Genomic DNA, 26,844 nt, shown 5'->3' with positions numbered 1-26,844 from the left:
CGTATGACGAGAGGTAGACGCGCGTTGTCTTTGTACTTGGGTTGTGGGTAAGTCTGTGAGTAAGAGGCTTCACACCTATCATTTTTGCTAGTTTTCAGCCGCTTCGAACTCCACTAGGTTGGGCACAACCATTCTTTGGAGCCTGTCACCATGAGCTTTGTGCAGTTGTTGGCGACTGATCGGCAGCATTCGGTCCTCAATGGTGCGCACAACCAAGCAAGAGCCTACACAGCCTATGGATCGACTGCCGCCCAGGGTGGGCCAATGAGTGCATTCTGTGGGGAGCCCAGAGATGAGCTGACAGCTTGCTACCACTTGGGCAATGGGTATCGTCAATTCAACCCAGCGATCATGCGTCTCCACTCGCCGGATTCACGCAGCCCCTTCGGTGAGGGGGGGGTGAACAGCTACGCCTATTGCGCGGGCGACCCGGTGAACAAATATGATCCGACAGGTCGCGTTCTGGAGTGGATCCCTGTGGGCACTCAGGCATTTTCCAGCCTGTCGACGGCGCTTGCCGCTGGCAATCGTAGGGCGCTGGTCGTGACTAAACAGCGGGTGCAAAGGGCACAAGGTGAGACGGTGAGCCAGGCGCCCTTGCTCCCCGAGCTTGCGGACAGTCTGATCGGTTACGCCGCAGCGCCCATGGGGGCTGTCGCCAATGTCACCCGAAATGTCCTCCAGACCCCCTCATCCCCTGCAGCGTCATTGGCAGGGCAGCTCGCCTGGGCCGGGGCCGCAAGCAGTGGTTTTGTCGCAGTGGGGACCAATTTGCACAGTTACCAGACATTCAGAACCTGGACCGCGCTGGCTGACCAGCACGGAATAAATAGATGGAGCGTAGCGATAGAGGCCATGGGCCAGGTGCTTCTCCCTTCTTTCGTGCGAAGGGCGGCCTTGCAGGCAGGGATCAGAACAGGGAAGGCGGCACTGGATACGGTGCACTGGGCCTATCGACTACCAGGGGCCGCGCTGGCCAGGCAGGTTTCTCGTGCAGATGAGGATGTGTTGAACAGCGTGATGGTTAGAAGCCGCTGACCGGGTCGGTGTCGTACCGTCCGGCGGGGCCCGGGTTGACCGCGCCTCGCCCAGTGTGGGCGAGGCGCGGCATCGATCACTGTGCCTGAACTTCCTTCAGATACGGCGCAGGCTCGGCCCCCAGATTGTTCAGCAACCGCTGGCTGTACCAATCGATGAAGTTCACCACGCCGAACTCATAGGTCTTCGAATACGGCCCAGGCTGGTAGGCGGTGGAGTTGATCCCGCGCTGGTTCTCTTCCGCCAGACGGCGGTCCTGGTCGTTGGTGGCGTCCCATACCTTGCGCATCTGCTCAGGGTCGTAGTCCACGCCTTCCACGGCATCCTTATGCACCAGCCACTTGGTGGTGACCATGGTTTCCTGGGCACTGATCGGCCACACGGTGAACACGATCATGTGGTCGCCCATGCAGTGGTTCCACGAGTGCGGCAGGTGCAGGATGCGCATCGAGCCCAGGTCCGGGTTCTTGATGCGGCCCATCAACTTCTTGCACGCCTGCTTGCCGTCCATGGTCATGGACACGGTGCCCTTGAGCAGCGGCATGCGCACGATGCGGTTACGCAGGCCATGGCTCTTGTGCAGGTACGGGATCTTCTCGGCTTCCCAGGCAGCGGCGGAGGCGGCCACGTGGTCCTTGAAGGCCTGGTCGGCGCGTGGGTCGTTGGTGTCGTCCCATTCCAGCAGGGTTTTCAGCAGCTCAGGGTGGGAGCCGTTGCAGTGATAGCACTCGCGGTTGTTTTCCAGCACCAGTTTCCAGTTGGCTTTTTCCATCAAGGTGGTCTGCACCGCCACCTTGGTGTTTTCCATGTCGTACGGTTCCATGTAGTGGTCCAGGGTGGCCAGGAACTCGTCGATGGCGGGTGGGTTTTCCGCCAGGCTGATGAAGATGTAGCCACCGGCGACCTTCACATTCACAGGCTTGAGGCCGTACTGGTTCATGTCGAAGTCGGCGCCCATTTCGGTGCCGGCGAACAGCAGGCGGCCGTCGAGCTCGTAGGTCCACTGGTGGTAAGGGCAGACCAGCTTGGCCACCTTGCCTTTTTCGCTGGTGCACAGACGCGAGCCGCGGTGACGGCAGACGTTGTGGAAGGCATGCACTTTGCCCTCGGCACCGCGGATCACGATGATCGGGTTCTTGCCGATCTGCAGGGTCAGGAAGTTGCCCTTGGTCGGGATCTCGCTGACAAGCCCCGCGATCAACCATTCCTTGTGGAAGATCTCCTGCATGTCGATCTGGAACAGACGCTCGTCGTTGTAGAACGGCTGGGGCAGCGAGAAGGTGCGCTCGCGGGTCTGCAGCATCTCGGCGGTGGCCTTGCGTGCAGGTTCCAGTGGATCGCCCAGGCTCAGTGTTGCGGTGACGTCCATCGTGTATTCCTCGGGGCCGTGTGCGGCCGGCAAAAGGTGGCTAATCGTTGTTGTGGTGCCGCAAGGCTGCTCGTCAAGAAACAGCATGTTGTTTTGCCGTGGAGTGTGCGTCCGAAGACGTCAGCAACCGTATCCATGGGCGACATGGCCGATTCGAATTCCGACGCGCCAACCCTTGTAGTGCGCGGCTGGTCGCGATAAGCACGCCGATGTCGCTGGCAGGAATGTACGTCGCCTTCAGCTTGCGCATTATCCAAGCCATAAAAGGCCAATAGTCGGCCGCTGGAGATGAACATGTCCGATACCTTCCTCAATCCGGTCACCACCCAGACCTGGGCCAACGGCCGCCACATCGTGCGCTGCGTCAAGGTCATCCAGGAGACCTGGGACGTGCGCACCTTCTGCTTCATGGCCGACCAGCCGATCATGTTCTTCTTCAAGCCAGGGCAGTTCGTCACCCTGGAGCTTGAAATCGACGGCAAGCAGGTAATGCGTTCGTACACCATCTCCAGCTCGCCATCGGTGCCCTACAGCTTCTCGATCACCGTCAAGCGCGTGCCGGGGGGGCTGGTGTCCAACTTCCTGCACGACACTATGCACGAAGGCCTTGAGGTGCCGGTGCACGGCCCTGTCGGGCTGTTCAACGCCATCGACTTCCCCGCGCCGAAAGTGCTTTACCTGTCGGGTGGCGTGGGCATTACCCCGGTGATGTCGATGGCGCGCTGGTTCTATGACACCAACGGCAATGTCGACATGGTGTTCGTCCACAGCGCCCGTTCGCCCAAAGACATCATCTACCACCGCGAGCTGGAGCAGATGGCGTCGCGCATCCCTAACTTCAGCCTGCACATCATTTGCGAGAAGCATGGTTTGGGCGAGCCGTGGGCGGGCTACCGTGGTTACCTGAACCAGCGGCTGATGGAGCTGATCGCCCCTGACTACATGGAGCGCGTGGTGTTCTGCTGCGGGCCGACGCCATACATGAGCGCGGTCAAGCGCATGCTCGAAGCGGTGGGCTTCGACATGAAGAACTACCACGAAGAGTCGTTCGGCGCCACGCCGCCAGAGGCCAAGGCCGATGCGGTCGAACATGCCGAACAGGCCGCCGACGCGCCGGAACTGGACGCATCGGACCTGAACCTGGTGGAGTTCGTCGGCAGCGACAAGAGCATCCGCGTCGCGCCGGGCGAGACAGTGCATGCGGCGGCGGCAAAGGTCGGGCTGATGATTCCCAAAGCCTGCGGCATGGGCATCTGTGGCACCTGCAAGGTACTCAAGCTCGGTGGCGAAGTGGAGATGGAGCACAACGGCGGTATTACCGAGGAAGACGAAGCCGAAGGCTACATCCTGTCGTGCTGCAGTGTGCCGAAGGGGGATGTACGGATCGAATACTGATCCGAAATGGCTGGCTCCTGCACCCTTTTGTGCAGGAGCCGGCTTGCTGCGATGGGCCGCGAGCGGCCCCGCTTTCTCAGGTGCGGAACCGCGCCACCAGTCCATTCAAATCCACTGCAAGGCGCGACAACTCCGCACTCGCCGCACTGGTCTGATGCGCTCCTGTCGCGCTTTGTACCGACAGGTCATTGATGTTGACCAGGTTGCGGTCCACTTCCCGCGCCACCTGGGCCTGCTCTTCCGCCGCGCTGGCGATCACCAGGTTTCGCTCATTGATCTGCGCCACTGCGCCGGCAATGGTATCCAGCGCCATACCGGCGCCACGGGCGATGTTGAGGGTGGACTCGGCGCGTTCGGTGCTGGTGCGCATCGACGCCACGGCCTCGTCGGTACCGCCCTGGATGCTACCGATCATGCGCTCGATTTCGCTGGTCGATTGCTGGGTACGATGGGCCAGCGCCCGCACTTCATCGGCCACTACCGCGAAACCACGGCCAGCTTCACCGGCGCGGGCGGCCTCGATGGCGGCATTGAGCGCCAACAGGTTGGTCTGGTCGGCCAGGCCCCGGATCACATCCAGCACCTTGCCGATGTCGCGTGATTGCTCGGCCAGGTGGGTGATCAGCTTGGCAGTGGCCTGCACATCGCCGCTCATGCGTTCGATGGCACCGACCGTCTCCATCACCAGGTCGCGGCCATCGCCTGCCGAACGGCTGGCCTCGCTGGAGGCTTCCGAAGTGCTGACCGCATTGCGCGCCACTTCTTCCACTGCGCTGGTCATCTCGGTGACGGCGGTGGCGGCCTGTTCGATTTCATTGTTCTGCTGCTGCAGGCCACGGGCGCTTTCGTCGGTAACGCTGTTCAACTCTTCGGCAGCCGACGCCAGCTGGGTGGCGGAGCCGGCGATCAATTGCAAAGTGTCGCGCAGTTTGTCCTGCATGCGGGCCATGGCACGCAGCAGGCGAGCAGCTTCGTCGGTGCCTTCGGCACGGATGGTGTGGGTCAGGTCGCCATCGGCCACCTGTTCGGCGCACTTGAGCGCTTCCTCGATAGGTTTGACGATGCTGCGGGTCAGTAGAAACGCGCAGAGGAAGGTCAGTACGGTGGCGGCAATCAACAGCCCGACCACCAGGGCGAAGGCGGTGTCGTACTGACTGGCGGCGGTTTCGTTGGTCGCGCGGGTCTGCTCGGTGTTGATCCGTACCAGGGTATCCATGACCTTGTTGATTTGTTCGGAGTTTGCCAACAGATCGCGATTGAGCAGGTCGCGCAGCTCGTCGGTGCGATTGGCCTGGCTCAGGCTGCGCATGCGGGCTTCGAGCTGACGGTACTGATTGAGCAGTTGCGTGTACTGGTCGAATGCGGCCTGTTCATCGGCTGCGCTGATCAGTGGCTCGTAGGCACGACGGGCCTGGTCGATCTGGGCATTGCGCTGGTCCAGCAGGGCCAGGGTATCGCGCTGAGTTTCTGGCTCCCGGTTGGTCAACAGGCGGTACGAGAGGGTACGCAGGCGCAGGTTGAGCGATGTCAGCTCATCGAGGGTCTTGATGCTCGGCACGCTGATGTTCTCGATGGCGACGCCCGCCTGTCGGATGCTGCCCATCTGGATGAGCGAGAAAACACCGAGGCCGAGCATCAGCAGGCCGATCAGCGCGAACCCGAGGAGTGCGCGCGGGGCAATGTTCATGTTGCGTAGGGACATGGGAGAGGGGTCCAGAGAAATGAAGGCGCGGTCCGTGCGACAAAATATGACCTGACAAGCTATCGGACGTGACTGATCGGTCTTGAGTGCGACCGGACAATTATGTGAGGTCGCTAACGGTTTTCCTGACCGGCGGTTGACCCAGGTCGGAACAAGGTGCTGCTTACCCTGTCAATCTGCGCAGGCAATAGCCTTGAGAATCCGATATTTAATGGCGAGGGTTCGCGCTTTTCTTTATCGTGTGCGCCCTTTGCAACAACCCGAGATAGACCTATGTTGGAAGCCTCCCTGAATCAACTCGAGCAACTGGTCAGCGACCTGATGCAGAAAAACGCTCAGCTCACCGAGCAAAATACCGCCCTCGGCCAGCAATTGGCCCAAGCCAAGGAGGAAAACGAGACCCTGCAGCTGTCGCTGATGGAGCAGGAAGAAAAGCACGGTGCTACCGCTGCCCGTATCCAGGCATTGGTTGAGCGCGCCAGCGCAGGTGTCGTCGGCGCATGAGACTGCAAGCGCAGCCGATCAACGTCGTGTCGATCCTTGGCAACGACTATTCGATCAAGGCGCCCGAAGGCCAGGAGGAGACCCTGGCGCAGGCGGTACGGATGCTCAACACCGCCCTGGCCGAGACCAAGCGACAGTACCCGACCCTGATCGGTGACAAACTGCTGGTGCTGGCGGCCCTGAATCTGTGTTCCAAGCAGGTTGAACTGCAACGCGAACACCAGCAGACCCTTGAGCGTACCCAGGCGCAGATCGACGCCACCGTGGACGCGATCGTTCGGACCATTGCCGAGCAATAACTTCTGCACCGACCCTTTGTAGGAGCGGGTTTACTCGCGAATGCGGCGGTGAACGCAACATCGCATTCGCCGGCGAACCCGCTCCCACAAGGCGCAGCAGCTTGCGTCAGATCGCTGGATTAACTGGATACGTAAGTGTATACACTTCCCCCAAAACAATAATTGGTGGGAGAGTGGTGGCATGCGTATCTGGCGGCGCAGTATCCAGTGGCAGTTGATCGCGAGCATGGGCGCGGCCCTGCTGGCGAGCATCCTGGTGGTGGTGGCGATCTATACGGTGGCGGTCAACCGCCTGACCGACCGGTATTTGGTCGACACGGCATTGCCGGCCAGCATCGAAGCCATCCGCAACGACATCGAGCGTATGCTCGGGCAGCCGCTGACCGCAGCGGCCGACATCGCGGGCAACACCCTGCTGCGCGACTGGCTCGCAGCCGGTGAGAACCCCGCCGAAGCGCCCCGTTTCATCGAGTACTTGGAGGCTGCCAAGCAGCGCAACCGAGCCTTCACCACCCTGTTCGCCTCGACCGAAACTGGCCACTACTACAACGAGAAGGGCCTGGACCGAACCCTGAGCCGCGACAACCCCAAGGACACGTGGTTCTATGGCTACATCGACAGCGGCGCCGAGCGCCTGATCAATATCGACATCGACGGCTCCACCGGGGAGCTGGCGCTGTTCATCGACTATCGCGTGGAAAAGAACGGCCAACTGGTGGGTGTGGCGGGCATGGGCCTGCGCATGACCGAATTGTCGAAGCTGATCCATGACTTCAGCTTCGGCGAGCACGGACGGGTCATGCTGGTGCGCAACGATGGCCTGATCCAGGTGCATCCAGAGAACACGTTCAGCGGCAAACGCCAGCTTACGGAGCAGATCGGCGCCGAGGCCGCCAAGGCGGTCATGGCTGCAGGTGACAACCTGCACAGCACCCGCTTCAGCCGTGACGGTGAAGACTACCTGGCCCTGGGCCTGCCCCTGCGCGACTTGAACTGGACGCTGGTGGCCGAAGTGCCGGAAGCCGAGATCTACGCCCAGGCGCGCCAGGCCGTGTGGCTCACCAGCCTGATCGGTGGTGCCGTGGCGCTGGTTTCATTGCTGTTGGTGGTACTGATGGCGCGCGGGCTGGTGCGGCCAATCCGCCAGGTCACTGCGGCATTGGTGCAGATCGGCAGTGGCGGGGGAGACCTCAGCCAGCGCCTGGATGACTCGCGTGAAGATGAGCTTGGCGACCTGGCGCGCGGCTTCAACCAGTTCGTCGACAGCCAGCGCGCACTGATCGGCGAGGTGCTGCGCACCACCGAGCGCCTGCACCTGGCGGTCGGGCAAGTGACCCGGGTAGTGGACAACACCGCCGAGCGCTCGGGGCGGCAGCAGGAAATGACCGAGATGGTCGCCACGGCTGTGCACGAGATGGGCCTGACCGTGCAGGACATCGCCCGCAACGCCGGTGATGCAGCCCAGGCATCGCAGTCGGCTCGTGACGAAGCCTTGCAGGCGCGCGAGGTGGTGCGCCGGTCGATACAGGGCATCGAGGGCATGTCCGGCGATATCGGCAAAGCGGCGGATGCAGTTGCGCAGTTGGCGGATGAAGTCTCCTCTATCGACGAAGTTCTTGCCGTTATCCGCAGCATTTCCGAGCAGACCAACCTGCTGGCGCTGAACGCTGCCATCGAAGCGGCGCGGGCGGGGGAAATGGGCCGTGGTTTCGCGGTGGTCGCCGACGAGGTACGCACGTTGGCGCGGCGTACGCAGGTGTCCACCGACGAAGTCCAGCACATGATCCAGCGCCTCAAGCATGGCGCCGGCATGGCCGTGAGTTCGATGCAGGCCGGGCAGCAGGCGACCGGTAGCGGTGTCGAGTCCAGCCAGCGCACCGGGACATCGCTGGGCGCGATTACCGATCAGGTCGAGCACATCAGCGACATGAACAGCCAAGTGGCCACGGCGACCGAAGAACAGTCGGCGGTGACCGAGGAAATCAATCGGACAGTGCAGGGGATTTCCGACTTGGCCAGGGAGACGGCGGCCGAGGTGCAGGGCTGTAGGCAAGAGTGTCAGGCCTTGCGCGGGTTGACCGATGACCTGGCGCGGCAAATGGGCGGGTTCAAGCTTTAGATTGGTGCTGCGTTCATCGCCGGCAAGCGGTTCCTACAGGTGCTGTCCGCTCTCTGTAGGAGCCTGCTTGCCAGCGATGCTGCCTCGACGACGCAACGAACAGGCCTGCTGTTCGGGCGAAAGCGTAATTCAGTTGTGTCAGAGCGATTCGAGGTTAAGGTTTACAAAGGCGAAACCCTGCTCGCTAAAGTAAGCATATTGATAGAGTTTCACTCGATACTTTTTGCTGCTGAAGGCGATTCTTCGATCCGCTGACTGGGCCAATGTGGTGAGCACGTCATAAACAGTTATTTTATCTTGGATTATGATGCCTTCATTATCGACCGTGAGTGTGAGGCTATTTCCGTTTGGGGTTGGACTGCGTTGTGCAAGTTCAAGTAGAGGCGCGGGTGCCTCGGTGGTTACTCCGCCATTTGTCGAAGTTAGGTTGAGCCTTGTACTCCAGTCTGCCTCCTGCTTTTTTTGTACTTCCTTGAGAATGAAAGTCTGAAAGTCTCCGCCCGTCACATAAGTGAACCAGTCATTGGCGGTCAGGCAGAACAAGGGTAACCCGGCAAACTCATCTAATGTATAGGGGGTATGGTCGATGATGACTAAATTTTTATCGATTTTTTTATTCGCACTTGGCATCTGGCACCTTCCTGTGGGTATTCGGTCACGTCACGAGGCATATCAAAATAGGGCGCCCGTCGGAAAGTGCACAACTGTCAGAACTGCCAGTTGCAGCTTGCAACTAATTAACCGGTATTGAGGCCCGATGTGCCGAGCCTCAATAGTGGGCTCGATCAATGGCCCATGATGGCTCTGATATCCGCCGCCAACGCGCGAACTCTGGCCTTTTCGGTATCCCACGAGCACATGAAGCGCGCCCCACCGTTACCAATGAAGGTGTAGAACCGCCAGCCCTTTTGACGCAGCGCTTCGATGGCGGGTTCCGGCATCTGCAGGAAGACCCCGTTGGCCTCCACCGGGAACATCAGCTCCACCCCAGGCAAATCACTGACCAGCGACGCCAGCAACTGTGCGCAGCGGTTGGCGTGGGCGCCGTGGCGCAGCCAGGCGCCATCCTCCAGCAGCCCGACCCATGGCGCCGACAGGAAACGCATCTTCGAAGCCAGTTGCCCGGCTTGCTTGCAGCGGTAGTCGAAGTCTTCGGCCAGGGCGCGATTGAAGAACAGGATCGCCTCACCGACGGCCATGCCGTTCTTGGTGCCGCCAAAGCACAACACGTCGACGCCGGCCTTCCAGGTCAGCTCGGCCGGCGAGCAGCCGAGGAACGAACAGGCATTGGTGAAGCGCGCCCCGTCCATGTGTAGGTTAAGGCCCAGCTCCTTGCAGGTGGCGCTGATCGCCTTGAGCTCGTCGGGGCGGTACACGGTGCCCACTTCGGTGGCCTGGGTAATGGTGACCACACGTGGCTTGGGGTAGTGGATGTCCTGGCGCTTGAGTGCCACTTCGCGGATCGACGCCGGGGTCAGCTTGCCTGCGATGCTAGGCGCGGTGAGCAGCTTGGAGCCGTTGGAGAAGAACTCCGGCGCGCCGCATTCGTCGGTTTCGACGTGGGCGGTCTCAGAGCAGATCACACTGTGGTAGCTCTGGCACAACGAGGCCAGGGCCAGGGAGTTGGCGGCAGTGCCGTTGAAGGCGAAAAACACTTCGCAGTCGGTTTCGAACAGTTTGCGGAAGTACTCCGAGGCGCGCTCGGTCCACTGGTCGTCGCCGTAGGCGCGTTCGTGGCCATGGTTGGCCTTTTCCATCGCCGCCCAGGCTTCGGGGCAGATTCCGGAGTAGTTGTCGCTGGCGAATTGTTGGCTGTTATCTGGCATGACACGGTCCTGTGAACGACGCAGAACAGCACTCTAAACCATCGCTTCGGCGGTTGCCTATACAAGCTGCGAATCGGTTGATATGTGTGGTGGCCGGGCTGGCCTTCTCGCGGGTAAACCCGCTCCCACAGCGATACCACAGGCCTTCAGCACACCGCACTGGCTGTGGACGCGGGTTCGCCCGTGACAGGGCCGGCATAAACAGCACAACGACGAATGTCGTAAACGCGCCATTGCAAGGCGTGCGCAGGCATCTGAGTCACCCCGGCCAGTCATACCATCGCCATAAAGGGCCACAGTGCCTTACAGACAAGAAACGATCGCTGCCGGGAGAAACAAGATGTTCAGCAAGCAAGACCAGATCCAAGGTTATGACGATGCACTGCTGGCGGCGATGAATGCCGAAGAACAGCGTCAGGAAGATCACATCGAGCTGATCGCCTCGGAGAACTACACCAGCAAGCGCGTGATGCAGGCCCAGGGCAGCGGCCTGACCAACAAGTACGCCGAGGGCTACCCAGGCAAGCGTTACTACGGCGGCTGCGAGCATGTCGACAAAGTCGAAGCGCTGGCCATCGAGCGCGCCAAGCAGCTGTTCGGCGCCGACTACGCCAACGTCCAGCCACACTCTGGCTCCTCGGCCAACGGCGCTGTCTACCTGGCCCTGCTGCAGGCCGGCGACACCATCCTGGGCATGAGCCTGGCCCATGGCGGCCACCTGACCCACGGCGCCAAGGTGTCGTCCTCGGGCAAGCTGTACAACGCCGTCCAATACGGCATCGACACCAACACCGGCCTGATCGACTACGACGAAGTCGAGCGCCTGGCTGTCGAGCACAAGCCGAAGATGATCGTTGCTGGCTTCTCGGCCTACTCCAAGACCCTCGACTTCCCACGCTTCCGCGCCATCGCCGACAAAGTGGGCGCGCTGCTGTTCGTCGACATGGCCCATGTGGCCGGCCTGGTCGCCGCTGGCCTGTACCCGAACCCGATTCCGTTCGCCGATGTGGTCACCACCACCACCCACAAGACCCTGCGCGGCCCTCGTGGCGGCCTGATCCTGGCCAAGTCGAACGAAGAGATCGAGAAGAAACTCAACGCGGCCGTCTTCCCAGGCGCCCAGGGCGGTCCGCTGATGCACGTCATCGCTGCCAAGGCCGTGTGCTTCAAGGAAGCGCTGGAACCTGAATTCAAGGCCTACCAGAAACAAGTCATCGAGAACGCCCAGGCCATGGCCCAGGTGTTCGTCGATCGCGGCTACGACGTGGTCTCCGGCGGCACTGACAACCACCTGTTCCTGGTCAGCCTGATTCGTCAGGGCCTGACCGGCAAAGACGCCGACGCCGCCCTGGGTCGCGCCCACATCACCGTCAACAAGAACGCCGTACCGAACGACCCGCAGTCGCCGTTCGTCACCTCTGGCCTGCGCATCGGTACCCCGGCCGTCACCACCCGCGGCTTCAAGGTTGCCCAGTGCGTGGCCCTGGCCGGCTGGATCTGCGACATCCTCGACAACCTCGGCGATGCCGACGTCGAAGCCGATGTGGCCAAGAACGTCGCCGCCCTGTGCGCCGATTTCCCGGTTTACCGCTGAGGGAGTAACCCACCATGCAACGTTATTCGGGCTTCGGCCTCTTCAAACACTCTCTCAGCCACCACGAGAACTGGCAGCGCATGTGGCGCACGCCGACCCCTAAGAAGGTCTACGACGTGGTCATCGTCGGCGGTGGCGGCCACGGCCTGGCCACGGCCTACTACCTGGCCAAGGAGCACGGCATCACCAACGTGGCGGTAGTCGAGAAGGGCTACCTGGGCGGCGGCAACACTGCCCGTAACACCACCATCGTGCGTTCCAACTACCTGTGGGACGAGTCGGCGCACCTGTACGAGCACGCCATGAAGCTGTGGGAGGGCCTGTCCCAGGACCTCAACTACAACGTGATGTTCTCCCAGCGCGGCGTCTACAACCTGTGCCACACCCTGCAGGACATGCGTGACTCCGAGCGTCGTGTCAGCGCCAACCGCCTCAACGGCGTGGATGGCGAGCTGCTCAACACCGCCCAGGTCGCGGCCGAGATCCCGTATCTGGACTGCTCGAAGAACACCCGTTACCCGATCCTCGGCGCGACCGTTCAGCGCCGTGGCGGCGTGGCCCGTCACGACGCCGTGGCCTGGGGCTTCGCCCGTGCCGCCGATGCCCTGGGCGTGGACCTGATCCAGCAGACCGAAGTGATCGGTTTCCGCAAGGAAAACGGCGCGGTCATCGGCGTGGAAACCAACAAGGGCTTCATCGGCGCCAAGCGCGTCGGCGTGGTCACCGCCGGTAACTCCGGGCACATGGCCAAACTGGCCGGCTTCCGCCTGCCGCTGGAATCGCACCCGCTGCAAGCACTGGTGTCCGAGCCGATCAAACCGATCATCGACAGCGTGATCATGTCCAACGCCGTGCACGGCTACATCAGCCAGTCCGACAAGGGCGACCTGGTGATCGGTGCGGGTATCGACGGCTGGGTCGGCTACGGCCAGCGTGGTTCTTACCCGATCATCGAGCACACCCTGCAAGCGATCGTCGAAATGTTCCCGAACCTGTCCCGCGTGCGCATGAACCGTCAGTGGGGCGGCATCGTCGACACCACCCCGGATGCGTGCCCGATCATCTCCAAGACCCCGGTCAAGAACATGTTCTTCAACTGCGGTTGGGGTACCGGCGGCTTCAAGGCCACCCCGGGTTCGGGCAACGTCTTCGCGGCGAGCCTGGCCAAGGGCGAGATGCACCCGCTGGCTGCGCCTTTCTCCATCGACCGTTTCTACAACGGCGCACTGATCGACGAACACGGCGCTGCTGCCGTCGCCCACTAACCGGAGACAACCGTCATGTTGCAAATTTTCTGTCCCCACTGCGGCGAGCTGCGCTCCGAAGAAGAGTTCCACGCCTCTGGCCAGGCGCACATCGCCCGCCCGCTGGACCCCAACGCCTGCTCCGACGAGGAGTGGGGCACCTACATGTTCTTCCGCGATAACCCTCGCGGTATTCACCACGAACTGTGGGACCACGTTGCCGGCTGCCGTCAGTACTTCAACGTCACCCGTGACACCGTGACTTACGAAATTCTGGAAACCTACAAGATTGGCGAGAAGCCACAGGTGACCGCCAACGGCAAGGCCAGCAGCGCACCGTCGACCGTCAAAGGCCAAGGGGAAAAAGTATGAGCCAGACCTATCGCCTCGCCAGCGGCGGCCGTATCGACCGCAGCAAGGTCCTGAACTTCACCTTCAACGGCAAGACCTACCAGGGCTATGCCGGTGACACCCTGGCCGCCGCGCTGCTGGCCAACGGCGTCGACATCGTCGGTCGTAGCTTCAAGTATTCGCGCCCTCGCGGGATCATCGCCGCCGGGACCGAAGAGCCGAACGCCATCCTGCAGATCGGCTCCAGCGAAGCCACCCAGATCCCTAACGTGCGTGCCACCCAGCAGGCGCTGTACGCAGGCCTCGTCGCGACCAGCACCAACGGCTGGCCGAACGTCAACAACGACGTCATGGGCATTCTCGGCAAGGTTGGCGGCAGCATGATGCCGCCGGGCTTCTACTACAAAACCTTCATGTACCCGAAATCGTTCTGGATGACTTACGAGAAGTACATCCGCAAGGCAGCCGGCCTGGGCCGCGCGCCGCTGCAGAACGACCCGGACAGCTACGACTACATGAACCAGCACTGCGACGTGCTGATCGTCGGTGCCGGCCCTGCTGGCCTGGCCGCCGCACTGGCCGCCGCCCGTAGCGGTGCCCGTGTGATCCTGGCCGACGAACAGGAAGAGTTCGGTGGCAGCCTGCTCGACAGCCGCGAAACCCTCGACGGCAAGCCTGCCGCGGACTGGGTCAACAGCGTCGTCAAAGAGCTGGAAAGCCTGCCGGAAGTGACCCTGCTGCCGCGTGCCACGGTCAACGGCTACCACGACCACAACTTCCTGACCATCCACGAGCGCCTCACCGACCACCTCGGTGACCGTGCCCCGATCGGTCAGGTGCGTCACCGCGTCCACCGTGTCCGCGCCAAGCGCGTGGTGCTGGCGGCCGGTGCCCACGAGCGCCCACTGGTGTACGGCAATAACGACGTGCCGGGCAATATGCTGGCCGGTGCCGTTTCCACCTACGTACGCCGCTACGGCGTGGCCCCAGGCCGCAAACTGGTGCTGTCGACCAACAACGACCACGCCTACCGCGCCGCGCTGGACTGGCACGACGCCGGCCTGCAAGTGGTGGCGATCGCCGACGCGCGCCACAATCCACGCGGTTCGCTGGTCGAGGAAGCGCGCGCCAAGGGCATTCGCATCCTCACCTCCAGCGCTGTGATCGAGGCCAAGGGCAGCAAGCACGTCACCGGCGCCCGTGTGGCCGCCATCGACGTCCAAGCGCACAAGGTCACCAGCCCTGGCGAAGTGCTCGAATGCGACCTGATCGCCACCTCCGGCGGCTACAGCCCGGTCGTTCACCTGGCCTCGCACCTGGGCGGCCGTCCGGTATGGCGTGAAGATATCCTCGGCTTCGTGCCGGGCGACGCACCGCAGAAGCGCGTGTGCGTAGGCGGCGTGAACGGCGTGTACCCACTCGGTGACGTGATTGCCAATGGTTTCGAAGGTGGTGTGCAAGCCGCCACCGAAGCCGGCTTCAAGGCTACCGTCGGCACCCTGCCAAAAGCCGTGCAGCGCAAGGAAGAAGCGACCGTCGCGCTGTTCCAGGTTCCGCACGACAAGGGCACTGCCCGTGCGCCGAAGCAGTTCGTCGATCAGCAGAACGACGTCACTGCCGCGGCCATCGAACTGGCCACTCGCGAAGGCTTCGAGTCGGTCGAGCACGTCAAGCGCTACACCGCGCTGGGCTTCGGTACCGACCAGGGCAAGCTGGGCAACATCAACGGCCTGGCCATTGCTGCCCGTTCGCTGGGTATCGGCATTCCGGAAATGGGCACCACCATGTTCCGCCCGAACTACACCCCGGTGACCTTCGGTGCGGTAGCCGGTCGCCACTGCGGCCACCTGTTCGAGCCTGTGCGTTTCACCGCCCTGCATGCCTGGCACGTGAAGAACGGCGCCGAATTCGAAGACGTCGGCCAGTGGAAACGTCCGTGGTACTTCCCCAAGGCGGGTGAAGACATTCACACCGCCGTGGCCCGTGAATGCAAGGCCGTGCGCGACAGCGTGGGCCTGCTGGACGCCTCGACCCTGGGCAAGATCGACATCCAGGGCCCGGATGCCCGCGAGTTCCTCAACCGCGTGTACACCAACGCCTGGACCAAGCTCGACGTGGGCAAGGCTCGCTACGGCCTGATGTGCAAGGAAGACGGCATGGTCTTCGACGACGGCGTGACCGCCTGCGTTGGCGACAACCACTTCTACATGACCACCACCACCGGCGGCGCCGCCCGTGTGCTGCAGTGGTTGGAGCTGTACCACCAGACCGAATGGCCAGAGATGAAGGTGTACTTCACCTCGGTCACCGACCACTGGGCCACACTGACCCTGTCCGGCCCCAACAGCCGCAAGCTGCTGAGCGAGCTGACCGACGACATCGACCTGGACAAGGAAGCCTTCCCGTTCATGACCTGGAAGGAAGGCACCGTCGGCGGCGTGCCGGCCCGTGTGTTCCGAATCTCGTTCACCGGTGAGCTCTCGTACGAAGTGAACGTCCAGGCCAACTACGCCATGGGTGTGCTGGAGAAGATCGTCGAGGCAGGCAAGAAGTACAACCTGACCCCGTACGGCACCGAGACCATGCACGTGCTGCGTGCCGAGAAGGGCTTCATCATCGTTGGCCAGGATACCGACGGCTCGATGACCCCGGACGACCTGAACATGAGCTGGTGCGTGGGCCGCAACAAGCCGTTCTCGTGGATCGGCCTGCGTGGCATGAACCGCGAAGACTGCGTGCGCGAAAACCGCAAGCAGCTGGTGGGCCTCAAGCCCGTGGACCCAACCAAGTGGCTGCCGGAAGGTGCTCAGTTGGTGTTCGACCCGAAACAGCCGATCCCGATGGACATGGTCGGGCACGTCACTTCCAGCTACGCGGCCAACTCCCTGGGCTACTCGTTCGCCATGGGTGTGGTCAAGGGCGGCCTCAAGCGCATGGGCGAGCGTGTCTACTCGCCGCAGGCCGACGGCAGCGTGATCGAGGCGGAAATCGTGTCTTCGGTGTTCTTCGATCCGAAGGGTGAGCGGCAGAACGTTTGACTCTGGGCCCTGTGGGGGGTGGCTTGCCGGCGATAGTGCCGGTGGCCACACCACAGAAGCTGCTTCGCATCGACGAACAAGAATTCAAGGCAGGTAAGAAATGAGCGCTATCAACGTCTTCCAGCAAAACCCCGGCGCCGAGGCCAAGGCCCAGTCGCCACTGCACCACGCCGACCTGGCCAGCCTGGTGGGCAAAGGCCGCAAGAACGCAGGCGTGACCCTGCGTGAGAAGAAATTCCTCGGTCACCTGACCATCCGTGGCGATGGCCATGACCCAGAGTTCGCCGCAGGCGTGCACAAGGCCCTGGGCCTGGAGCTGCCGGTGGCGCTGACCGTGGTCGCCAATGGCGAAATGTCGCTGCAATGGATGGGCCCAGATGAGTGGCTACTGATCGTCCCAGGCGGCCAGGAGTTCGCAACCGAGCAGAAACTGCGTGCGGCCCTCGAAGGCCAGCACATTCAAGTGGTCAACGTCAGCGGCGGACAGAGCGTGCTGGAGCTACGCGGCCCGAACGTGCGCGACGTGCTGATGAAGTCAACCAGCTACGATGTTCACCCGAACAACTTCCCGGTGGGCAAGGCGGTCGGTACCGTGTTCGCCAAGTCGCAACTGGTGATCCGCCGTACTGCCGAGGACACCTGGGAACTGGTGGTTCGCCGCAGCTTCTCCGACTACTGGTGGCTGTGGCTGCAGGACGCTTCGGCCGAGTATGGCCTGAGCATCGAAGCCTAAGGAGAACGGAACATGAGTCGGGCACCGGATACTTGGATTCTCACCGCCGACTGCCCGAGCATGCTCGGCACCGTCGATGTGGTGACGCGTTACCTCTTCGAGCAGCGTTGCTATGTCACGGAGCACCACTCCTTCGATGATCGGCTGTCGGGGCGCTTTTTCATTCGCGTCGAGTTCCGCCAGCCGGACGATTTCGACGAAGCCGGTTTCCGTGCCGGCCTTGCCGAGCGTAGCGATGCGTTCGGCATGACGTTCGAGCTGACCGCGCCGAATCACCGCCCCAAGGTGGTGATCATGGTGTCCAAGGCCGACCACTGCCTGAACGACCTGCTGTATCGCCAGCGCATCGGCCAGTTGGGCATGGACGTGGTCGCGGTGGTGTCCAACCACCCCGACCTCGAACCGCTCGCGCAGTGGCACAAGATCCCCTACTACCATTTCGCCCTCGACCCCAAGGACAAGCCTGCGCAAGAGCGCAAGGTGTTGAACGTGATCGAGGAAACTGGCGCCGAGCTGGTCATTCTTGCGCGTTACATGCAGGTACTGTCGCCTGAGCTGTGCCGGCGCCTGGATGGCTGGGCGATCAATATCCACCACTCGTTGTTGCCTGGTTTCAAAGGCGCAAAGCCGTACCACCAGGCCTACAACAAGGGCGTGAAGATGGTGGGTGCCACCGCGCACTACATCAACAACGACCTCGACGAGGGGCCGATCATCGCCCAGGGCGTCGAGGTGGTGGACCACAGCCATTACCCGGAAGACCTGATCGCCAAAGGGCGTGATATCGAGTGCCTGACCCTGGCGCGAGCGGTGGGCTATCACATCGAGCGGCGGGTGTTCCTGAACGCCAATCGGACTGTCGTTCTCTAACGGCTGTTCCAGCTTCTTCCCGACTGACGCCGCTCCCGCACGGATATCATGCCTTCAGGGGCAACGTGGTACCTGTAGGAGCGGCCTTGGCCGCGAAGAGGCCCGAACAGTTCACCCCCTCGGTTTCATCCCGCCGGTTTCCCCGCGACACTGCTGCCGCTAAAAGGCATCTGCTTGTCGCTCCCAGTCAGTGCACCCTGCGGTATCAGGCCCACAATTCTCTGCATTCCAGTAACACAAGCCGCCCATGGATGGTGGCGCTTCAACCAACGCTGCATAAATACAAATCAAGCGAGGTAAGAGCATGTCTGGCAATCGTGGAGTGGTGTATCTCGGCGCTGGCAAGGTCGAAGTACAGAAGATCGACTACCCGAAAATGCAAGACCCACGCGGCAAGAAGATCGAGCACGGCGTGATCCTCAAGGTGGTTTCCACCAACATCTGCGGCTCCGACCAGCACATGGTCCGTGGCCGCACGACTGCCCAGGTCGGCCTGGTTCTGGGCCACGAAATCACCGGTGAAATCGTCGAGAAGGGCCGCGACGTCGAGCGCATGCAGATCGGCGACCTGGTCTCGGTACCGTTCAACGTTGCCTGCGGCCGCTGCCGCTCCTGCAAAGAGATGCACACCGGTGTCTGCCTTACCGTCAACCCGGCCCGCGCCGGCGGTGCCTACGGCTACGTCGACATGGGCGACTGGACCGGCGGCCAGGCTGAGTACGTGCTGGTGCCCTACGCCGACTTCAACCTGTTGAAACTGCCACAGCGCGACAAGGCGATGGAGAAGATCCGTGACCTGACCTGCCTGTCCGACATCCTGCCAACCGGCTACCACGGTGCCGTGACTGCCGGCGTAGGCCCAGGCAGTACCGTCTACGTTGCCGGTGCCGGCCCGGTCGGCCTGGCTGCTGCAGCCTCGGCACGCCTGCTGGGCGCTGCTTGCGTCATTGTCGGCGACCTCAACCCAGCCCGCCTGGCCCACGCCAAGTCCCAGGGCTTTGAAGTGGTCGATCTGTCCAAGGACACCCCGCTGCACGAGCAGATCGTCGACATCCTCGGCGAGCCGGAAGTGGACTGCGCCGTCGACGCCGTAGGCTTCGAGGCACGTGGCCATGGCCACGAAGGTGCCAAGCACGAAGCCCCGGCCACGGTGCTGAACTCGCTGATGCAGGTTACCCGCGTCGCCGGCAACATCGGTATCCCGGGCCTGTACGTGACCGAAGACCCGGGCGCGGTAGATGCCGCTGCCAAGATCGGTGCGCTGAGCATCCGCTTCGGCCTGGGCTGGGCCAAGTCGCACAGCTTCCACACCGGCCAGACCCCGACCATGAAGTACAACCGCCAGCTGATGCAGGCGATCATGTGGGACCGCATCAATATTGCCGAAGTGGTGGGCGTGCAGGTGATCAACCTGGATCAGGCGCCGGAAGGCTACGGCGAGTTCGATGCCGGTGCGCCGAAGAAATTCGTGATCGACCCACACAAGATGTGGGGCGCGGCGTGAAGTGACTGACAAGACAAAGCCCCTCCCGTGAGGGGCTTTGTTTTTTCTGGGTTGTCCGAGGGCGGTGGAGCGGGTCAGTTCGCCTGGTCATTGCGGGTGGTGGAGCTTTCGCTTTCTTTGCCTTGCACCACGAATACAGAGCCTTTGTCATCGGTTGCCAGCAACCCTGTGCTCGATACCACGTCTACTCGCTGCTCGGCCAAGGGCATATCGGCATGTCGAATGATGATGTGGTAGCAGTCGCCTTCTTTTACGGTAGTTGGCTTGTCGGTGTTGTAGAAGAAAAGCTTGCGTTTCGATGATGTGCTCATGATTCAAGTCCCTGCCGTATCGGTTGAATGGAGGCTGCTCGAAGCCCATTTTGAACAGCCGCAGGAATTTTGATACTGGCAGAATTAACAGTTTGGGAGCGGGCTTGCCCCGCGAAGAGGCCAGCCCTGGCGACCCATGGCTCAGCGCATCATCCCCAGTTCGGCATCATCCAGCAGCGCCTTGGCCAATGCGCTCAGATAATGTGAAGCCCAGAGCAACTGCGGCTTGTTGTCCATCAGCCCGTCAATGGTCAAATCCCGGACATAGCCCATCAGCTCCGAAGCCTGTTCGCGGGCACTCTGGCAGGGAATGCCCGGTGCAATGCAGAACAACGGGTGGTTGTGGCCTTCGGCCTGGTAGAAAAAGGTCTTGCCGACGGTGGTCTTGGTGTCGTCGCTGGTCATCATTCAACCTCCCTGCAGTTTCTCGACTGCCAGGCCCGGCCCTATCGCGGCTAAAGCCGCTCCTACAGGCCCAGCGCAATTCTTGTAGGAGCGGCTTTAGCCGCGATAGGGCCAGCCCAGCCAACACAAGTCTCACGCCTTAATGCAGCGTTCGCGGTTCCGCTGGCATCTGCACCTGGATCAACGCCGTCTCCAGCAGTACGCGCAGCGCTTCAAGCTCATGCATCGTGGCCATGATCAGGATCGAGGTCGGCGACTTGGGCTGCAGCAGAATGACCTGGTGCGCGACGGTTTGGGCGCACAGGGCATAGTCCGTGGCCTGGATGAGGGTGTCTTCGAGGGAAGGGGAATTGTGGGGTGGATCGGGGACGATCTTGAGCATGATGGATGACCTCTAATGGTGCCACCACCAGCCTGCTGTCAAACAAGAAGGCGGCAGCTGTACATGGGTTGACAGACCGGTAGGTCAACCAAAACCCGGCGCACGTGAGTGCCCCATGCACAGCTGCCATAGAGGCAAAGCCATGTGGTTGACGAAATCGGCCTGTCAAAGCCGGTCGTTGATTAGTAACGACCGCCCGAGACTAGAGCGCGACCCAGGTCACTGCAATGGCTTTGGGGGATTGCGAGTATGTTTCGCAAACGTCCTACACGGAATAGGTAAACTCCTAAGAGGTCTTGCCGACGGTGGTCTTGGTGTCGTCGCTGGTCATCATTCAACCTCCCTGCAGTTTCTCGACTGCCAGGCCCGGCCCTATCGCGGCTAAAGCCGCTCCTACAGGCCCAGCGCAATACTTGTAGGAGCGGCTTTAGCCGCGATAGGGCCAGCCCAGCCAACACAAGTCTCACGCCTTAATGCAGCGTTCGCGGTTCCGCTGGCATCTGCACGTGTATCAACGCCGTCTTCAGCAGTATGCGCAGCGCTTCAAGCTCATGCATCGTGGCCATGATAAGGATCGAGGTCGGCGACTTGGGCTGCAGCAGAATGGCCTGGTGCACGACGGTTTGAGCGCAGGCATAGTCCGTGGCCTGGATAAGGGTGTCTTCGAGGAAGGGGAATTGTGGGGTGGATCGGGGATCATCGTTAGCATGGTGTAAACCTCTGTCGGTTGCGCCGACGCCCCTGCTGTCAAACATATGGGTGGCGGCTGTACGCGGGTTGACAGACCGGTCGACAGAGTAAACCCGGCGCACACGAGGTGCCCCACGCACAGCCACCATATAAGGCAATCCACAATGCGTCCGTCGAAATCGGCCTGTCAAAGCCGGTCGTTGATCAGTAACGACCGCCCGACACTAGAGCGCGACCCAGATCACCGCAATGGCTTTGGGGGATTGCGAGTATGTTTCGGAAACGTCTTACAGGGATTAGGGGAAGTCCGAAGAATCTACTGGGAGGCCAAGAAGAACGTGATCTTTGTCAGTTGATAATGCCGTCTTTTGCATAGAGTTTAGGCATTTAACAAGTTAGCGATAGCACTGCTCAAAATATAAACTTCGGCGACACCTGAAACCCCAGATAGGAATTTTAGGTGCCGCGGTAGATGAGGCCAGGTAAGACCTCAAGTTTTTCTAATATCGCTGGCGGTATCCTTGGTGTCTGTCGTTAGAAGCTTCAGGTAGCTTTCCTGGTTCGCCTGGGTCATGTATCGTTCTTTACCGCCGAGTGTTATTTTTGTGAACGTCTCTAACGCTTTTTGGTTTTCTATGGCGTAACCGAGATGCGTCTCGTATTCGCTCAATTTAATTCCTTCTGTACGCGTGTTTCCAGGCGCTGTCTTGCTTCCGTAGTTCGGTGCGTTTATGGCCTTGTACTGTTTGACTTTTCTGGTGAGGAAAGAGGTTGTTATTTGCATGTTTTTCTTTAATTTATTGTACTCTGTCTTGCTTAATGATTGTTGTTTTGCTTGAGCGAGATCCTTGAGGGGGAGGTGTGCCGCTTCCAGTCGCTCAGCCGATGTGGGACGTTTGCTCTTATTTGTGAAAAAATTCCAAATGCTGCTATGACCTGACGGATCAATTTTGTTTATCGGATCACCCTCGCAATATGCATAGGCGTTCACTCCCCCAGCGTCAAAAGGACTCTGGTCGTCAGCTGAGTGGAAACGCATTAGGCTGGGGTTGTAGCACCGGTAGCCATTGCCTAGCAGATAGGTGCCTGTAGCATTCACGTATTCGCCGTTATATGCCAGCAGTGAAAGCTGTGCCTGCGCAGTCGGACAGTACCCGTATGCAGCATAGCTTAACACGTTAGGCATGTTTGAGGTTTTGATAAGAAAAACAGAGCCCGAATCATCAGTCGCTATACGTTTTCCTCCGAAGGTGCCTGACTCGCTATATCTCTCAGCCAGTGGCAAGCTCCTATGTCTAATAACTGAGCTGGTCAAATTGCCCCGCTGTATATTGGTTAACTGGCCGTCATTGTAGAAGAGCAAACTTTTCTCAGTAGTGTGTCGTTTCAATGTTAAGTCCTCGTTCACTGATATGTGGTGCTTTGCTGCTATCTTTCCGACGGCTGCCCTGTGGTCCCTTTCACCCCATGGCAGTGCTCCTGGAAAAGCCAGAGTCGGCTTGCCGATACCTTTGGCCAACTCGTCTGGAGGTATCGGAAACCTCTAGGCGTGATGCTTGATCGCCCAATGTACTTTCACCTGACTGCAAAGCCTGCGCCTGCGAGCCGTTGGCAACAACTGGCAGAAATATCAGGTCATTGAACATGCGTAGCGGTAAAGGAGCGCCAGATTGTTAGGGTGTCGTATCGGTATGCTGACGCTTCCTCCGATACGCGGCCCGGAACAAACCTCCAAACGCCCAGTCCAACGCCTCGTTTCCCCGGCCATTCCGGCCCATGAGGTCCCTCCCGATGAAAGCATTCACCCTGGCAACCCTGATGACCCTGGCCGCAAGCCCGGTGTTCGCCTTCAACCTCAGCGACGCCGCCAATGCCGTGTCGGCCATGCAGAACCAGAATCAGAGCCAGCAAGGCCAGATACAGGCGCCCGAAGCGCAGGCCAGTTTGCTCAATACCTTGGGCAGCGAACTGAACATCACCCCGGAACAGGCCATCGGCGGGGCAGGGGCGATGTTGGGGCTGGCGCGTAACAACCTGAGCAGCGACGACTATGGCCAGCTGACCAAGGCTGTGCCAGGGCTGGACCTGCTGTCGGGCGCCAATGCGCTGGGCGGGTTGAGTGGGTTGGGCGATTTGTTGGGCAAGAACAGCGAAAGCCAGTCGGCGCTGAGTAACGCGTTGGGTAACAACGTGGAAAACCGCAGCGACCTAGACACTGCGTTCAAGGCGCTGGGCATGGACACTGGGATGATCGGGCAGTTTGCTCCACTGATCCTGCAGTACCTCGGACAGCAGGGCATCGCTGGGTCGCTGCTGCAGAACCTGGGTAGCCTGTGGACCACGCCGGTACCGGCGACAACACCGTCGGTTTGATTGGCACTGTTCAGTTGAGCCGATTGAAATGGCCGTGGCCTTTCACAAGTGAAGCCAGCGTAGGTTATCAACGCCAAGCTGCGACCGCAGGCTGGCAGCATGTCTTCGGATGCTATCGATGGTGTTTTGATGGTCGATATAGAGTTCGGTGCCGGGTGTCAGAAGGGCAACGTCTCGCTCGAATCGCTGTATGTGCCCATGAGCCACCACCAAGTCATCGTAAATCCTTGAGGCATCTTCCATGCTCCGTGTCGGTGGCGTGCTAGGTTGCGCAGCACTGGGCACTGCGATCCTATCGCCTGACCGGGCAGGCGCGTTGTGAGCCTGGCCAGCTCGGGCGTTGGCTACATCCCGTCGCGAATACAATCCACGGCCACCTTCTGGAGCAAACGGGTGTCTACCAGGCTGTCGGGCGGCGTGTTGTTGCCTAGGCATTAACCGCCGACCCTGCTGTTGAAACATTTGCTCGGGTTCAACAATCGGCCCCCGGGAGCGCCACAAATCAGGTCTGACTTTTTGTTGCATGCCCGCATGCCCGCTGGGGTCTCGTTGATTCACTGGATCACCTGTGCAATAGCCATACGCATTCAGGCCGCCTTTGCCAAACGGGCTCAAGTTATCAGGTGCGCTAAAACGCATGATTGCCGGGTTGTAAGGACGATAGCCATTTCCAAGCAGGTATGTTTCAGAGTGCCTTTCTAGCAGTTCCCCGTTGAAGCCGAGTAGTTCCTGATGTGAAAAGCGATATTGAACATGTCCATAAGGTGTGTAAGCGCGAAGCGATGCACTATTTATCCGATATTTCACATGCGTTCCCCTTAAACTCGATAGCTTCTGAGTGTGACGTTGAGATATTTCAATCGGTCATGCGCCTCGTCAAGCCACGTTGCAAGTTCCTCCAGTTCAGTCTGGTATCTTTTCGCACTGATGCCCAAACTTTTCGCGAAGACGGACGTCGAGGGCTCCATGAGAAAATTGAATTCTTTTGTTTTCCGCCTTACGCGTTGAGTAAATTTTTGAATGTAGTCTTGTAAGGACTGCTTTTCTTTAATAGGCCGGCTTCTTTGTATGTCGTGTTCGTCCGTGTAGATGACGCTAGTTATTTTCCTATCAAATGTTACTTTCTTTTTTGGCGCGCGTTTCAACTGGGTAGTTGAGGGTGGGGCGGCTGGCTATTTTCAGCCCAAAACTTCCGTAGCTGAGCAAATGTTCGCGCATGACCTGTGTCATCCCGGAAATTGATCGGATTACAGTTACAGTCTGCATAAGCGTTATATCCGCCCTGCCCAAAGGGGCTGAGATTATCGGGCTTATGGAAGCGCATTAGGGTTGGACTGTAGCTACGGTAACCATTGTCCCAATGGGTAGCTGTCGGTCAGCGGATCGCTCTTTTCGCCATTGAAGCCAAGCAGGGTGCCAAACCAAGCTTGACTGTCGATGTATCCGTATGGGGTGTAGGCCAAAGCGGCTATCTTCAATGGCAGATACCTCGCAATAGACGGTGCTACGTAAGTCTTTGCCTTTGCGAGGCCTCGCACAACTAGCAGAATTATCAGTATCCGCAGGCCAAGCTCAGCCCGCTTCGGAGAAATCCACCAAACTGACTGGACGACGGAAGCCGGCTGTAAGCACCGCCAGGTAGGCTAACCCCAGTGCAAACCAGCACAACCCGATCACCAGCGTCAGTGCCGACAGGCTGGTCCACAGCCACAAGGTCAGCCCCAACCCCACCAACGGCACCACGCCATAGCGCAGCAGCCCTACGAGGTGACGCTGAGCCCCATCGTTCATCAGGTGCGTCTTCACCACCGCCAGGTTTACCGCCGAAAACGCTACCAGCGCCCCGAAGCTGATCAGCGAAGCGAGGGTCGACAGGTCGATCACCAACGCCAGCAGCGAGAACGCAGACGCCAGGGCAATGGCGAACACTGGCGTGCCGAAGCGTGGCGACAGGTAGCCGAACGTGCGCTGCGGCAGCACGTTGTCCCGTCCCATGGTGAACAGGATGCGCGACACCGCCGCCTGCGAGGCCAGCGCCGAGCCCAGGCTGCCGGCGACATAGGCGGCAGTGAAGAAGTTGGTCAGGAACTGGCCCCCGGCCTTGAACATCACTTCATTGGCCGCCGCATCGGCGTTAGCGAAGCTGCTGCCTGGTAACACCAGCTGGCTGGCATAGGCCAACACAGTGAACAGCAACCCGGCAAACAGGGTGGTGAGGATGATCGCCCGGGGTACATCGCGGCGGGCGTCGCGGCACTCCTCGGCCAGGGTCGAGACGGCATCGAAGCCGAGGAACGACAGGCACAGTACCGCCGCGCCGGCCATTAGGGGGCCGAAGCCTGGCTTGGTGCCGTCACCCAGCAGCGGCGACAGCAGGTCGAGCGGCTGGCCCGCCAAGGTCTTGCAGGATAGACCGATGAACACGCCAATGAAGACGATCTGCGCACCGACGATCAGGTTGCTGGTCTTGGCCACCGAGTTGATGCCGACCACATTGAGCACTGTCACCAGTGCGATCGAGCCAAGCACGAAGGCCCAGGCGGGAACGGCCGGGAAAGCAATGTTGAGGAACAGGCCAATCAGCAGGTAGTTGATCATCGGCAGGAACAGGTAGTCGAGCAGCAGCGACCAGCCTGCGAGGAAGCCCGCATTGGGGCCGAAGGCCATGTTGGTGTACGAGTACGCCGAGCCCGCGACTGGGAAGCGCTTGACCATGAAACTGTAGGACGCAGCGGTAAACAGCATGGCTACGAGGGTGACGAGGTAGGCGCCGGCAGTGCGGCCACCGGTGAGTTCAGTGACGATGCCGTAGGTGGTGAAGATGGTCAGCGGGACCATGTACACAAGGCCGAAGAACACCAGGGCGGGCAGCCCTAGGACACGGCGCAGTTGGGCGGGGGCGGAGCTAGGTTGATTGGCCATCGACTCGATCCAGGCTTTTTGTAGTTGTGCTTTGGTCGATTTTTATCCACTTAGGTAGGTAATGACAAAAAAGTATTACTTATTCTAATTATTAGCCTCGTTTTTAATCGGGGTTACGCCTAACCCTGTGCCGGCCTCTTCGCGGGTAAACCCGTGCAGAGGCCCTTACAGGCAA

22 protein-coding genes and 3 pseudogenes are annotated in these 26,844 nt (G+C 60.5%); 13 read left to right on the top strand and 12 right to left on the bottom strand.

The window, feature by feature from the left end; translation table 11 throughout:
• Nucleotides 1-159: 159 nt before the first annotated feature.
• Nucleotides 160-456 (top strand): annotated as a pseudogene (locus VXM67_RS00665) (RHS repeat-associated core domain-containing protein); the annotation flags it as partial.
• Between the two features lie 658 nt (nucleotides 457-1,114).
• Here VXM67_RS00665 and gbcA read toward each other — a convergent pair.
• Nucleotides 1,115-2,407, bottom strand: coding sequence for a glycine-betaine demethylase subunit GbcA (gene gbcA, locus VXM67_RS00660; protein WP_023382773.1), 1,293 nt, complete (start codon nucleotides 2,405-2,407; stop codon nucleotides 1,115-1,117).
• Nucleotides 2,408-2,701: 294 nt separating this feature from the next.
• Between gbcA and gbcB the strand changes: the two genes are divergently transcribed.
• Nucleotides 2,702-3,802, top strand: coding sequence for a glycine-betaine demethylase subunit GbcB (gbcB, locus tag VXM67_RS00655; protein WP_023382772.1), 1,101 nt, complete (start codon nucleotides 2,702-2,704; stop codon nucleotides 3,800-3,802).
• Nucleotides 3,803-3,878: 76 nt separating this feature from the next.
• On the opposite strand, the gene VXM67_RS00650 is transcribed toward gbcB, so the two are convergent.
• Complete coding sequence (locus tag VXM67_RS00650; protein ID WP_023382771.1) at nucleotides 3,879-5,504, bottom strand: methyl-accepting chemotaxis protein; 1,626 nt, start codon at nucleotides 5,502-5,504, stop codon at nucleotides 3,879-3,881.
• A gap of 273 nt (nucleotides 5,505-5,777) precedes the next feature.
• On the opposite strand from VXM67_RS00650, the gene VXM67_RS00645 reads away from it, so the two are divergent.
• The 3 genes from VXM67_RS00645 (at nucleotide 5,778) to VXM67_RS00635 (ending at nucleotide 8,426) form a co-directional block, all read left to right on the top strand.
• Nucleotides 5,778-6,008, top strand: a complete 231-nt coding sequence (locus tag VXM67_RS00645) for a hypothetical protein (protein ID WP_023382770.1) — start codon at nucleotides 5,778-5,780, stop codon at nucleotides 6,006-6,008.
• Complete coding sequence (locus VXM67_RS00640; protein ID WP_023382769.1) at nucleotides 6,005-6,307, top strand: cell division protein ZapA; 303 nt, start codon at nucleotides 6,005-6,007, stop codon at nucleotides 6,305-6,307. The genes VXM67_RS00645 and VXM67_RS00640 overlap by 4 nt, the downstream gene beginning before the upstream one ends.
• A 181-nt stretch (nucleotides 6,308-6,488) precedes the next feature.
• Complete coding sequence (locus VXM67_RS00635) at nucleotides 6,489-8,426, top strand: methyl-accepting chemotaxis protein (RefSeq protein WP_023382768.1); 1,938 nt, start codon at nucleotides 6,489-6,491, stop codon at nucleotides 8,424-8,426.
• 138 nt (nucleotides 8,427-8,564) lie between these two features.
• On the opposite strand, the gene VXM67_RS00630 is transcribed toward VXM67_RS00635, so the two are convergent.
• Both VXM67_RS00630 and VXM67_RS00625 read right to left on the bottom strand, forming a co-directional pair.
• Nucleotides 8,565-9,056, bottom strand: coding sequence for a hypothetical protein (locus VXM67_RS00630; protein ID WP_027907594.1), 492 nt, complete (start codon nucleotides 9,054-9,056; stop codon nucleotides 8,565-8,567).
• A 155-nt stretch (nucleotides 9,057-9,211) separates the two neighbouring features.
• Nucleotides 9,212-10,252 carry a low specificity L-threonine aldolase gene (locus tag VXM67_RS00625; RefSeq protein ID WP_367237440.1) on the bottom strand — a complete coding sequence of 347 codons (1,041 nt, stop codon included), beginning with the start codon at nucleotides 10,250-10,252 and terminating at the stop codon, nucleotides 9,212-9,214.
• 340 nt (nucleotides 10,253-10,592) lie between these two features.
• Here VXM67_RS00625 and VXM67_RS00620 point away from each other — a divergent pair, with 340 nt between their 5' ends.
• The 7 genes from VXM67_RS00620 (at nucleotide 10,593) to fdhA (ending at nucleotide 19,586) form a co-directional block, all read left to right on the top strand.
• A complete protein-coding gene (locus VXM67_RS00620) occupies nucleotides 10,593-11,846 on the top strand; it encodes a serine hydroxymethyltransferase (protein ID WP_023382765.1) in 1,254 nt (417 codons plus the stop codon).
• 14 nt (nucleotides 11,847-11,860) lie between these two features.
• Nucleotides 11,861-13,111: a sarcosine oxidase subunit beta family protein gene (locus tag VXM67_RS00615; protein ID WP_023382764.1), complete on the top strand. Its 1,251-nt coding sequence runs from the start codon at nucleotides 11,861-11,863 to the stop codon at nucleotides 13,109-13,111.
• Between the two features lie 15 nt (nucleotides 13,112-13,126).
• Nucleotides 13,127-13,462, top strand: coding sequence for a sarcosine oxidase subunit delta (locus tag VXM67_RS00610; protein ID WP_023382763.1), 336 nt, complete (start codon nucleotides 13,127-13,129; stop codon nucleotides 13,460-13,462).
• Nucleotides 13,459-16,479 (top strand): sarcosine oxidase subunit alpha, encoded by a 3,021-nt coding sequence (locus VXM67_RS00605; RefSeq protein ID WP_023382762.1) that lies wholly within the window; start codon nucleotides 13,459-13,461, stop codon nucleotides 16,477-16,479. Before VXM67_RS00610 ends, VXM67_RS00605 begins: the two co-directional genes overlap by 4 nt.
• A 100-nt stretch (nucleotides 16,480-16,579) precedes the next feature.
• Entirely contained in the window at nucleotides 16,580-17,212 is a 633-nt protein-coding gene (locus VXM67_RS00600) for a sarcosine oxidase subunit gamma (RefSeq protein ID WP_023382761.1), read from the top strand.
• 12 nt (nucleotides 17,213-17,224) lie between these two features.
• Nucleotides 17,225-18,082: a formyltetrahydrofolate deformylase gene (purU, locus tag VXM67_RS00595; RefSeq protein ID WP_023382760.1), complete on the top strand. Its 858-nt coding sequence runs from the start codon at nucleotides 17,225-17,227 to the stop codon at nucleotides 18,080-18,082.
• Between the two features lie 304 nt (nucleotides 18,083-18,386).
• Entirely contained in the window at nucleotides 18,387-19,586 is a 1,200-nt protein-coding gene (gene fdhA, locus VXM67_RS00590; RefSeq protein WP_023382759.1) for a formaldehyde dehydrogenase, glutathione-independent, read from the top strand.
• Nucleotides 19,587-19,660: 74 nt separating this feature from the next.
• Here the strand turns inward: fdhA and VXM67_RS00585 are convergent, their stop codons facing one another.
• From VXM67_RS00585 to VXM67_RS00565, 5 genes and pseudogenes are all read right to left on the bottom strand, one after another.
• Nucleotides 19,661-19,897 (bottom strand): hypothetical protein, encoded by a 237-nt coding sequence (locus tag VXM67_RS00585; protein WP_027907592.1) that lies wholly within the window; start codon nucleotides 19,895-19,897, stop codon nucleotides 19,661-19,663.
• A gap of 141 nt (nucleotides 19,898-20,038) precedes the next feature.
• Complete coding sequence (locus VXM67_RS00580) at nucleotides 20,039-20,302, bottom strand: DUF3077 domain-containing protein (protein WP_023382755.1); 264 nt, start codon at nucleotides 20,300-20,302, stop codon at nucleotides 20,039-20,041.
• Between the two features lie 139 nt (nucleotides 20,303-20,441).
• Nucleotides 20,442-20,684 carry a hypothetical protein gene (locus tag VXM67_RS00575; RefSeq protein ID WP_023382754.1) on the bottom strand — a complete coding sequence of 81 codons (243 nt, stop codon included), beginning with the start codon at nucleotides 20,682-20,684 and terminating at the stop codon, nucleotides 20,442-20,444.
• A gap of 470 nt (nucleotides 20,685-21,154) precedes the next feature.
• Nucleotides 21,155-21,393: pseudogene (locus tag VXM67_RS00570) on the bottom strand (hypothetical protein).
• Nucleotides 21,394-21,864: 471 nt separating this feature from the next.
• Entirely contained in the window at nucleotides 21,865-22,764 is a 900-nt protein-coding gene (locus VXM67_RS00565) for an RHS repeat-associated core domain-containing protein (protein ID WP_238346487.1), read from the bottom strand.
• Nucleotides 22,765-23,165: 401 nt separating this feature from the next.
• On the opposite strand from VXM67_RS00565, the gene VXM67_RS00560 reads away from it, so the two are divergent.
• Nucleotides 23,166-23,747, top strand: coding sequence for a DUF2780 domain-containing protein (locus VXM67_RS00560; protein ID WP_367237439.1), 582 nt, complete (start codon nucleotides 23,166-23,168; stop codon nucleotides 23,745-23,747).
• A 531-nt stretch (nucleotides 23,748-24,278) separates the two neighbouring features.
• On the opposite strand, the pseudogene VXM67_RS00555 reads toward VXM67_RS00560, so the two are convergent.
• The 3 genes and pseudogenes from VXM67_RS00555 to VXM67_RS00545 form a co-directional block, all read right to left on the bottom strand.
• Nucleotides 24,279-24,542, bottom strand: a pseudogene (locus VXM67_RS00555) (RHS repeat-associated core domain-containing protein); the annotation flags it as partial.
• A gap of 346 nt (nucleotides 24,543-24,888) precedes the next feature.
• Complete coding sequence (locus VXM67_RS00550) at nucleotides 24,889-25,071, bottom strand: hypothetical protein (RefSeq protein WP_367237438.1); 183 nt, start codon at nucleotides 25,069-25,071, stop codon at nucleotides 24,889-24,891.
• Nucleotides 25,072-25,319: 248 nt separating this feature from the next.
• The gene (locus VXM67_RS00545) at nucleotides 25,320-26,669 is read right to left on the bottom strand and encodes an APC family permease (protein WP_367237437.1); all 1,350 of its coding nucleotides are present in this window, start codon (nucleotides 26,667-26,669) and stop codon (nucleotides 25,320-25,322) included.
• Nucleotides 26,670-26,844 lie beyond the last annotated feature (175 nt).

It is taken from the genome of Pseudomonas sp. Rh2 (assembly GCF_040762985.1).
GTDB lineage: Bacteria > Pseudomonadota > Gammaproteobacteria > Pseudomonadales > Pseudomonadaceae > Aquipseudomonas > Aquipseudomonas taiwanensis.
The sequence above is the reverse complement of the archived record's forward strand: the minus strand, read 5'-3'. Positions and strand labels throughout refer to the sequence as shown.

Bases quoted from the DNA above. Each gene is read 5' to 3' on its own strand.
- gbcA (WP_023382773.1), bottom strand. From the start codon at position 2,407: ATGGACGTCACCGCAACACTGAGCCTGGGCGATCCACTGGAACCTGCA.
- gbcB (WP_023382772.1), top strand. From the start codon at position 2,702: ATGTCCGATACCTTCCTCAATCCGGTCACCACCCAGACCTGGGCCAAC.
- VXM67_RS00650 (WP_023382771.1), bottom strand. From the start codon at position 5,504: ATGTCCCTACGCAACATGAACATTGCCCCGCGCGCACTCCTCGGGTTC.
- VXM67_RS00645 (WP_023382770.1), top strand. From the start codon at position 5,778: ATGTTGGAAGCCTCCCTGAATCAACTCGAGCAACTGGTCAGCGACCTG.
- VXM67_RS00640 (WP_023382769.1), top strand. From the start codon at position 6,005: ATGAGACTGCAAGCGCAGCCGATCAACGTCGTGTCGATCCTTGGCAAC.
- VXM67_RS00635 (WP_023382768.1), top strand. From the start codon at position 6,489: ATGCGTATCTGGCGGCGCAGTATCCAGTGGCAGTTGATCGCGAGCATG.
- VXM67_RS00630 (WP_027907594.1), bottom strand. From the start codon at position 9,056: ATGCCAAGTGCGAATAAAAAAATCGATAAAAATTTAGTCATCATCGAC.
- VXM67_RS00625 (WP_367237440.1), bottom strand. From the start codon at position 10,252: ATGCCAGATAACAGCCAACAATTCGCCAGCGACAACTACTCCGGAATC.
- VXM67_RS00620 (WP_023382765.1), top strand. From the start codon at position 10,593: ATGTTCAGCAAGCAAGACCAGATCCAAGGTTATGACGATGCACTGCTG.
- VXM67_RS00615 (WP_023382764.1), top strand. From the start codon at position 11,861: ATGCAACGTTATTCGGGCTTCGGCCTCTTCAAACACTCTCTCAGCCAC.
- VXM67_RS00610 (WP_023382763.1), top strand. From the start codon at position 13,127: ATGTTGCAAATTTTCTGTCCCCACTGCGGCGAGCTGCGCTCCGAAGAA.
- VXM67_RS00605 (WP_023382762.1), top strand. From the start codon at position 13,459: ATGAGCCAGACCTATCGCCTCGCCAGCGGCGGCCGTATCGACCGCAGC.
- VXM67_RS00600 (WP_023382761.1), top strand. From the start codon at position 16,580: ATGAGCGCTATCAACGTCTTCCAGCAAAACCCCGGCGCCGAGGCCAAG.
- purU (WP_023382760.1), top strand. From the start codon at position 17,225: ATGAGTCGGGCACCGGATACTTGGATTCTCACCGCCGACTGCCCGAGC.
- fdhA (WP_023382759.1), top strand. From the start codon at position 18,387: ATGTCTGGCAATCGTGGAGTGGTGTATCTCGGCGCTGGCAAGGTCGAA.
- VXM67_RS00585 (WP_027907592.1), bottom strand. From the start codon at position 19,897: ATGAGCACATCATCGAAACGCAAGCTTTTCTTCTACAACACCGACAAG.
- VXM67_RS00580 (WP_023382755.1), bottom strand. From the start codon at position 20,302: ATGACCAGCGACGACACCAAGACCACCGTCGGCAAGACCTTTTTCTAC.
- VXM67_RS00575 (WP_023382754.1), bottom strand. From the start codon at position 20,684: ATGCTCAAGATCGTCCCCGATCCACCCCACAATTCCCCTTCCCTCGAA.
- VXM67_RS00560 (WP_367237439.1), top strand. From the start codon at position 23,166: ATGAAAGCATTCACCCTGGCAACCCTGATGACCCTGGCCGCAAGCCCG.
- VXM67_RS00550 (WP_367237438.1), bottom strand. From the start codon at position 25,071: ATGCGCTTCCATAAGCCCGATAATCTCAGCCCCTTTGGGCAGGGCGGA.
- VXM67_RS00545 (WP_367237437.1), bottom strand. From the start codon at position 26,669: ATGGCCAATCAACCTAGCTCCGCCCCCGCCCAACTGCGCCGTGTCCTA.